8 protein-coding genes are annotated in these 7,624 nt (G+C 64.9%); 5 read left to right on the top strand and 3 right to left on the bottom strand.

Going from position 1 to position 7,624, the window contains the following annotated elements:
- The 5 genes from JNK68_16285 to alaS all read left to right on the top strand — a co-directional run.
- Positions 1–391, top strand: a 391-nt coding sequence (locus JNK68_16285) for a phosphatidylglycerophosphatase A (protein MBL8541902.1), incomplete at its 5' end; no start/stop codon positions are given.
- A 67-nt stretch (positions 392–458) separates the two neighbouring features.
- Positions 459–959 carry a CinA family protein gene (locus JNK68_16280; protein MBL8541901.1) on the top strand — a complete coding sequence of 167 codons (501 nt, stop codon included), beginning with the start codon at positions 459–461 and terminating at the stop codon, positions 957–959.
- 189 nt (positions 960–1,148) lie between these two features.
- Positions 1,149–2,171 (top strand): recombinase RecA, encoded by a 1,023-nt coding sequence (gene recA, locus JNK68_16275; GenBank protein ID MBL8541900.1) that lies wholly within the window; start codon positions 1,149–1,151, stop codon positions 2,169–2,171.
- Complete coding sequence (recX, locus tag JNK68_16270) at positions 2,168–2,617, top strand: recombination regulator RecX (GenBank protein ID MBL8541899.1); 450 nt, start codon at positions 2,168–2,170, stop codon at positions 2,615–2,617. The genes recA and recX overlap by 4 nt, the downstream gene beginning before the upstream one ends.
- 108 nt (positions 2,618–2,725) lie before the next feature.
- Positions 2,726–5,317, top strand: coding sequence for an alanine--tRNA ligase (gene alaS, locus JNK68_16265; protein ID MBL8541898.1), 2,592 nt, complete (start codon positions 2,726–2,728; stop codon positions 5,315–5,317).
- Positions 5,318–5,574: 257 nt separating this feature from the next.
- Here the strand turns inward: alaS and JNK68_16260 are convergent, their stop codons facing one another.
- The 3 genes from JNK68_16260 to JNK68_16250 form a co-directional block, all read right to left on the bottom strand.
- Positions 5,575–5,988, bottom strand: coding sequence for a hypothetical protein (locus tag JNK68_16260; GenBank protein MBL8541897.1), 414 nt, complete (start codon positions 5,986–5,988; stop codon positions 5,575–5,577).
- The gene (locus tag JNK68_16255) at positions 5,981–6,223 is read right to left on the bottom strand and encodes a hypothetical protein (GenBank protein ID MBL8541896.1); all 243 of its coding nucleotides are present in this window, start codon (positions 6,221–6,223) and stop codon (positions 5,981–5,983) included. The genes JNK68_16260 and JNK68_16255 overlap by 8 nt, the downstream gene beginning before the upstream one ends.
- 153 nt (positions 6,224–6,376) lie before the next feature.
- Positions 6,377–7,624: lipase maturation factor family protein (locus JNK68_16250; GenBank protein ID MBL8541895.1), on the bottom strand; the 1,248-nt coding region annotated here is incomplete at its 5' end.

The raw sequence follows: 7,624 nt of genomic DNA, 5'->3' as shown, positions 1-7,624 counted from the left end.
CAGCTTCGGCACGCTGCTCGCGTTTCCCATCTTTGCCTTGCTCGATCCCCGGCTCGATGCGCTCACCTGGGTGTTCGCACTCGTGGCGCTCTTCTGGGTCGGGGTCTGGGCCACCGGCCGCACCGGCCGTGCGCTCGGCGTACACGATCACGGCGGCATGGTGTTCGACGAGACCGTGGCGTTCCTGGCGGTACTCTTCCTCACGCCGCGCACGCTGTTGTGGCAGGCCTTCGCCTTCCTGCTCTTTCGCTTCTTCGATATCCTCAAGCCGCCGCCGATCCGCTACATCGACCGTCACCTGAAGGATGGGCTGGGAGTGATGCTGGACGATGTCGTGGCGGCGTTCTTCGCCCTGCTGTGCCTTTCTGCGTGGAAAGCGGTCGCGGGGTGAACACGCGAGGAACTCGCGGCCGGGTTTGCCGATCCCTTCGTTATCGTTGCCGGACACTGGACCCGCGATGGACACTCACCTCTACGATCTTGCCGAACGCGTCGGCCTCGCACTGAAGGGTGCAGGCCTCAGGCTGGCGACCGCCGAGTCCTGCACCGGTGGCTGGATAGGACAGGCGGTGACGATGGTCCCGGGCAGCTCGAACTGGTTCGAGCGCGGGTTCATCGTCTACGCCAACCGCGCCAAGCTGGAAATGCTCGACGTTCTGCCCGACACGATCGAGCGCTTTGGTGCGGTGTCCGAGGAGACCGCGCGCGACATGGCGCTGGGCGCGCTGGATCACAGCCGTGCGCAGGTCGCGGTGTCCGTGTCCGGAATCGCCGGGCCGGACGGTGGCACACCGGAGAAGCCGGTCGGCACCGTGTCCTTCGCCTGGGCGCACCGAGACGGCCGGGTGCGCACCGAGACGCTGCACTTAGCCGGCGACCGCGACGAGGTTCGTCGCCGCGCCGTCGCGCGTGCTCTCGAAGGCATTCTGGAAATACTCGCCCCGACCGCCGTTGCCTGAGCTGTAGGCGCACCAGCGCTTCGCGGCGGGGCTGCCCGCCGTTCGTCTCCCGCTCGACCCTGGCTCGCGTGGTGAGCCACTGCGCTGCCCAAGATGGCTGCCACACCCGCGGCCGCAGGCTGCGCGATGGTTCGCCACTTTGCCTTATGGGAGAATGCCGTGTTTATCGAGAAGGAAATTCCGCAGATCATGGACGACAACAAGCAGAAGGCCCTGGCCGCAGCGCTCTCGCAGATCGAGCGCCAGTTCGGAAAGGGCTCAATCATGCGCCTGGGGGAGCACGACGTCGCGAAGGACGTGCAGGTGGTCTCCACCGGTTCGCTCGGGCTCGACATCGCACTCGGCGTCGGCGGTCTGCCGCGCGGCCGTGTGGTCGAAATCTACGGACCGGAATCCTCCGGCAAGACCACGCTCGCGCTTTCGGTGGTGGCGCAGATGCAGAAGCTGGGCGGCACGGCGGCCTTCGTCGACGCCGAGCACGCGCTCGATCCCGGCTACGCACAGAAGCTCGGCGTGAACGTCGCGGATCTCCTCATCTCGCAGCCGGACAACGGCGAACAGGCGCTCGAGATCACCGACATGCTGGTGCGCTCCGGGTCGGTCGACGTGGTGATCGTCGATTCGGTTGCCGCGCTGACACCCAAGGCGGAGATCGAGGGCGAGATGGGCGATCAGCTGCCCGGCCTGCAGGCGCGCCTCATGTCGCAAGCGCTGCGCAAGCTCACCGCCAACATCAAGCGCTCGAACACGCTCGTCGTCTTCATCAACCAGATCCGCATGAAGATCGGCGTCATGTTCGGCAACCCGGAGACCACCACCGGCGGCAACGCGCTCAAGTTCTACGCCTCGGTGCGCATCGACATCCGCCGCGTCGGGTCGATCAAGAAGGGCGAGGAAGTGATCGGCAACGAGACGCGCGCCAAGGTGGTGAAGAACAAGGTGGCGCCGCCGTTCAAGCAGGCCGAATTCGACATCCTCTACGGCGAGGGGATTTCGCGCGAAGGCGAGATCGTCGAGCTCGGCGTGGTGCACAAGCTGATCGACAAGTCGGGCGCTTGGTACGCGTACAAGGGCGACAAGATCGGGCAGGGCAAGGACAATGCGCGCGAATTCCTGCGCGAGCATCCGGAGACCGCTGCCGAGATCGAGAGCAGGATCCGCGCGAACGTCGGCGTCGCTGACGCGACCCCGCCCGCCGCGGCTGCGGGTTGATCCGCGAGAAGACGCTGCGCGAGCGGGCGTTGCGCCTGCTCGCCGGTCGCGAACATTCGCGCGTCGAGCTCAAGCGCAAGCTCGCCGCGTTCGCGGAAAATGAGGACGAACTCGACGCGCTGCTCGACGAGCTCGTCGCCTCGCGCCTGCTCTCCGACGAGCGCTATGCCGAGGCGCGCGCGCACACGCTCACGCGCCGCTACGGCAGCCTCCGCCTCGCGCACGATCTGAAGCAGCAGGGCGTCGCAGACGCCACACGCGAGCGCGTGGTGGCTGATGCGCGCCGCACCGACCTTGAACGTGCACGCGAGATCTGGCGCAAGCGCTTTGGTGAAGTCGCGCGCGACGCGCCGGCCCGTGCCAAGCAGATGCGCTTCCTGCAGAGCCGCGGCTTTGCCGCTGACGTCATCCGCAGCGTCGTGCAAGGCGAAGAACCGGTTGTGTAGGACGGCTGGTTCGCACGCCCTGATTTGCGCATCGTCACGGTTCCCGCCACAATTCAAGGTTCACTTATTCGTCCCGCGCGCGCCTTGCGCTGCGCGCTTACTTCGCCAATGAAAGCCGCCGACATACGCAAATCATTCCTGGGTTTCTTCGAGCGTCACGGGCACACGGTGGTCGCTTCGAGCCCGCTGGTTCCGATCAACGATCCGACGCTGCTCTTCACGAACTCGGGGATGGTGCAGTTCAAGGATGTGTTCCTCGGGCACGACAAGCGCCCCTACACCCGGGCGACGAGCTGCCAGCGCAGTCTGCGCGCGGGCGGCAAGCACAACGACCTCGAGAACGTCGGCTACACCGCGCGTCACCACACGTTCTTCGAGATGCTGGGCAACTTCAGCTTCGGCGACTACTTCAAGCGCAACGCGATCAAGTACGCGTGGGAGTTCCTGGTCGATGAGCTCGGGATCCCCGCAGACCGTCTCTGGGTGACCGTGTACGCCGAAGACGATGAGGCGGCCGACATCTGGCTGAACGAGGTGGGCGTGCCGGCCGAGCGCCTCGCGCGCATCCCGACCATGGACAACTTCTGGCAGATGGGCGAGACCGGACCGTGTGGTCCGTGCACCGAGATCTTCTACGATCACGGACCGGAAGTGGAGGGCGGGCCGCCGGGTTCGGAAGACGCGGAAGGCGATCGCTTCATCGAGATCTGGAATCTCGTCTTCATGCAGTACAACCGCGACGAGCGCGGCACGCTGCATCCGCTGCCGAAGCCCTCGGTCGACACCGGCATGGGGCTGGAGCGTATCGCAGCGGTGCTGCAGGGTGTGCACTCCAACTATGAGATCGACCTCTTTCAGGATCTGATCCGTGCAGCGGCGCGCGAGACGGGGGCGCGCGACCTCGACAGCAACTCGCTCAAGGTCATCGCGGACCACATCCGCGCCTGTGCTTTCCTCGTGACCGACGACGTGATTCCCGGCAACGAGGGTCGCGGCTACGTCCTGCGCCGCATCGTCCGCCGCGCGATCCGCCACGGCTACAAGCTCGGGAAGAAAGAGCCGTTCTTCTACGCGCTCGTGCCGGACCTGGTGCGGATCATGGGCGAGGCGTATCCCGAGCTCGTCACGGCGCAGGAGCGCGTGATGCAGGTGCTCAGACAGGAGGAGGAGCGCTTCGCCGAGACGCTGCACCATGGCATGGAGGTGCTGGAGGGCGCGCTCAAGCGCGAGGACCGCATGCTCGATGGCGAGATGGTGTTCAAGCTCTACGACACCTTCGGTTTCCCGGTCGACCTCACGGCGGACATCGCGCGCGAGCGCGGCATCACGGTGGATTTCGCCGGCTTCGAGGAGGCGATGCAGCGCCAGCGCGAACGCGCACGTGCCGCGTCGCGGTTCCAGATGCAGACCGGCGTGGATTACGTTGGGCGCGCAACCCGGTTCCACGGTTACGACACCCTGACGCTGGAAGCCGAGGTCGTCGCCCTCTATCGCGAGGGCACGGCGGTCAAGTTCATCGAGGCCGGTCAGGAAGCGGTCGTCGTGCTCGACCAGACGTCGTTCTACGCCGAGTCTGGTGGTCAGGTCGGGGACATCGGCGAACTGCACTCGGGCAACGGCACGTTCAGTGTCACCGACACGCAGAAGATCCAGGCCGAAGTGTTCGGCCACAAGGGGCTGCTGCGTACCGGCCGGCTCGCGGTCGGCGACCAGGTCATGGCGCACGTCGATGCGGCGGCGCGCACCCGCACCATGTACAACCATTCCTCGACGCATCTCATGCACGCGGCGCTGCGCAAGGTGCTCGGCACGCACGTCACGCAGAAGGGATCGCTCGTCGATCAGTGGAAGACGCGCTTCGATTTCTCGCATCCGGCGCCGATGACGGCCGACGAGATCCGCCGCGTGGAAGCGCTCGTTAACGAGCAGATCCGCCGCAACTCGAAGGTGCAGCCGCGTCACATGAAGTACGACGAGGCGATAAAGAGCGGTGCCATGGCGCTCTTCGGCGAGAAGTACGGCGACGAGGTGCGCGTGATCGGCATGGGCGACTTCTCCACCGAACTGTGCGGTGGCACGCACGTGAGCCGCACCGGTGACATCGGCCTCTTCAAGATCCTGTCCGAGGGCGGGGTTGCCGCCGGCATACGGCGGGTCGAAGCGACGACGGGCGATTCGGCACTCGCCTACGTGCAACAGCAGCAGGCGCAACTCGAAGAGGTCGCCGCCTCGCTCAAGACGCCGACGCAGGAAGTGACGCAGAAGATCGGCCAGATCGTCGAGAACGTGCGCCAGCTCGAGAAGGAGCTCGCGCGGCTCAAGTCGAAACTCGCCTCCAGTCAGGGTGACGATCTGGCGGGCGAGGCCGTCGCGGTCAAGGGCACGCAGGTGCTCGCCGCGGCGCTCGACGGGGCGGACTCCAAGGCGCTGCGCGAGGCGATCGACAAGCTCAAGGACAAGCTCAAGAGCGCCGCCATCGTGCTCGCGTCGGTCGACGGCCAGCGGGTATCGCTCGTCGTCGGCGTGACGCCCGACCTCACGGCAAAGGTGAAGGCGGGCGAGCTCGCCAACTACGTGGCGGGGCAGGTCGGTGGCAAGGGCGGGGGGCGCCCGGACATGGCACAGGCAGGCGGTACCGAGCCGGGACGTCTGCCCGCGGCTCTGTCATCAGTACGGGACTGGGTCGAAGAGAGGCTGTGATCGGGTGTCCGGCCGATTCGCCCGCTCCCGCTCTCGACTGCTGCGCAGCTTCCAGGTCGCGGCCGAGGCCGGACATGGCGCAAGCTGGCGGCCCCGAGCCGGGGCGCCTGCCTGTGGCTCTGTCCTCGGTCTAGCTTTGCGCTCCTCGCCTAGACGCTCGGTCCCGACTGCGTGGTGTGCCTTGATTGGCAGCTCAGGCCACCCGCTCTCACGCACGAATGTCGCGCGACAGGCCCTTAGATATCTTGTTGGTTGAGTCACTCTTTGCTTGAGACGGATTTCGCACCGAAGTAGAAGCCAGTTGCCGCGGATACGAGGGTGATGATTGGCCCTAAGATCAGTTCGACCAACGCCTTGAGTTGTTCAAAGCTCGGCCCGTCGGTGATTACCCCCAAGAGTCCGACAAATGCTCCAACCACCAAGAGTGTGAGCAGTCCAAGTAGCCAATAGGCGATAAGCTTGCGGGCTTCGTGAGTCGAGCGCTCGACGTCGTATTTTTTCTCTTCGAGCCTACCTAGAGATGGCAGGGGCACGCCCTCCGGAACCGTTGCATCCAGCTCGCGGGGCGTTTTTTCCAACGTTTCCTTGGATTGGCCAGTTGTCAAGGACCCGGCCTCATCCGTGATGCGCGGATTGGCGTCATCCCCATCGACCGCAGGGCGCTCAACCACGACCATCCTTTCTTGAACCGGGCATGAAGACCAGTTCCTTTAGCTTGCCGTCCTCATCCAACAAGACCTTTCCACCGGCACTTCGCTTCTGGTGCAGGTACGACTCTGTGCTGATTGCACGGCTTAACGCTTCTGTCAAAGTAATCCCCTGATCGAGCGCTAATTGCTGCAAGGCAACAGCTACGTCAGCGGATAGATCCGCACTCAATCGAACTTTTTCCTTTTTGTCGGCCATGGCTTACCTCCATTTTGTTACGCGGTCACTGATGCTGAAACATTACACATTTTATACACATACGGCAACTTTTCGTCTTAGGGTTTCTCCGGTTCGCGGACCGAGCGAGTATTGGGGCCGTCACTTGGTGTGTACGACCGCTTCCTCCCCTTCTTACCGCCACCGGAACAGCGAGTCGATAGGTCCGCGCTGCCGCGCCTGTTCGATGGTTTCCAGCGTAACCGGGGGAAGGTATTCGAGCTCCGGCTCGCGCACCCACCAGAGTCCGCGTGCCCTTTCCGACGGCGTCGCGAAGCGATAGCGGTAGAGCGTCGCGCGCACGAACTTGGGTCGTTGTCCCGCGAAGGGATCGGTCTCCAAGAGCGCAGTTACGTCACCTGAGCCTTCCAGCAGTCGGCGGAGGAAGCGCGTAAACCAAGGGTTGTCGCGCGCTTCGCCGAGCGCCGCGAACCACATCTGCCAGTCGAGGCGCGGCTGATGCGGCGCGTTCCACGGCGGGACGCGATCCGCCGGCCCTGGCTTGTAGCGGAACACGTATTCCCGCCAGTCGACGCCGTCCGTTGAGCCTTCGATCACGATTTCGCGCCGGTCCCTCACCATGTGCGCGAATACGCCATAGGGATTGACGAGACGCAGCGCGGTGATCGGTCCGAAGTCCACCGCGTTGGGCACGAGTTCGATGCGTCTTTGCATCTGCGCCGCCCCTATAGCGACCGCGACCACCGCGAACACGCTCAAGGCGAGCACCAGCGTGTGCCGCGGCGCTCTTGGTGAGCGCATCGCCACTGCGGCGGCGAATCGTGCGGGCAGCACACCGCGCAGCAACTGATCGTCGAGCAGCGTCAGTGTCAGCGCCAGCACGAGCAGGTTGAAGAATCCGTAGTTGCCGGTCGCGAGAATCGCGAGTTGCAGCGCGAGGAAGCCCGCGGCCGCGATGAAGCGGAAGCGGCGCGGCAGGAAGACGAGGAACGGCAGCACGAGTTCGATCGTAAAGTGCGCGGCAGCGAGCAAGGCATGCACGTCTTCCGGCAACTGGTGCGCATACCACGCGAGCGGGGTCGGCAGCGGCTGCGTCTCGAAATGGTAGTCGAGCGCTTTCAGCGACGACCAGGCGGGATCGCCGCTTGCCAGTTTCACCGCGCCGGAGAGGAACATGAAGCGGAAGAGCAGCCAGCGCAGCAGCCACAGTGGAATGCGCGACCCGCTGGTGAGCAGCCAGGCGAGAAAACCGGTCTCGATCAGCAGCAGATCCCACTGGTATTGCAGGAAGACCTGTCCGACGTGGTACAGCGACAGGTAGAGCGCGAAGAGGGTGAGCAGCGCGGGACCGCTGAAGCGGTTCGCGACGACCAGAAGCGACACGCCGGCGCCCGCCCAGCAGGCACCGATCAACGCGGTGTC

It is taken from the genome of Betaproteobacteria bacterium (genome assembly GCA_016791345.1).
Classification (GTDB): domain Bacteria; phylum Pseudomonadota; class Gammaproteobacteria; order Burkholderiales; family JAEUMW01; genus JAEUMW01.
This window is presented reverse-complemented; position numbering and strand designations above follow the sequence as displayed.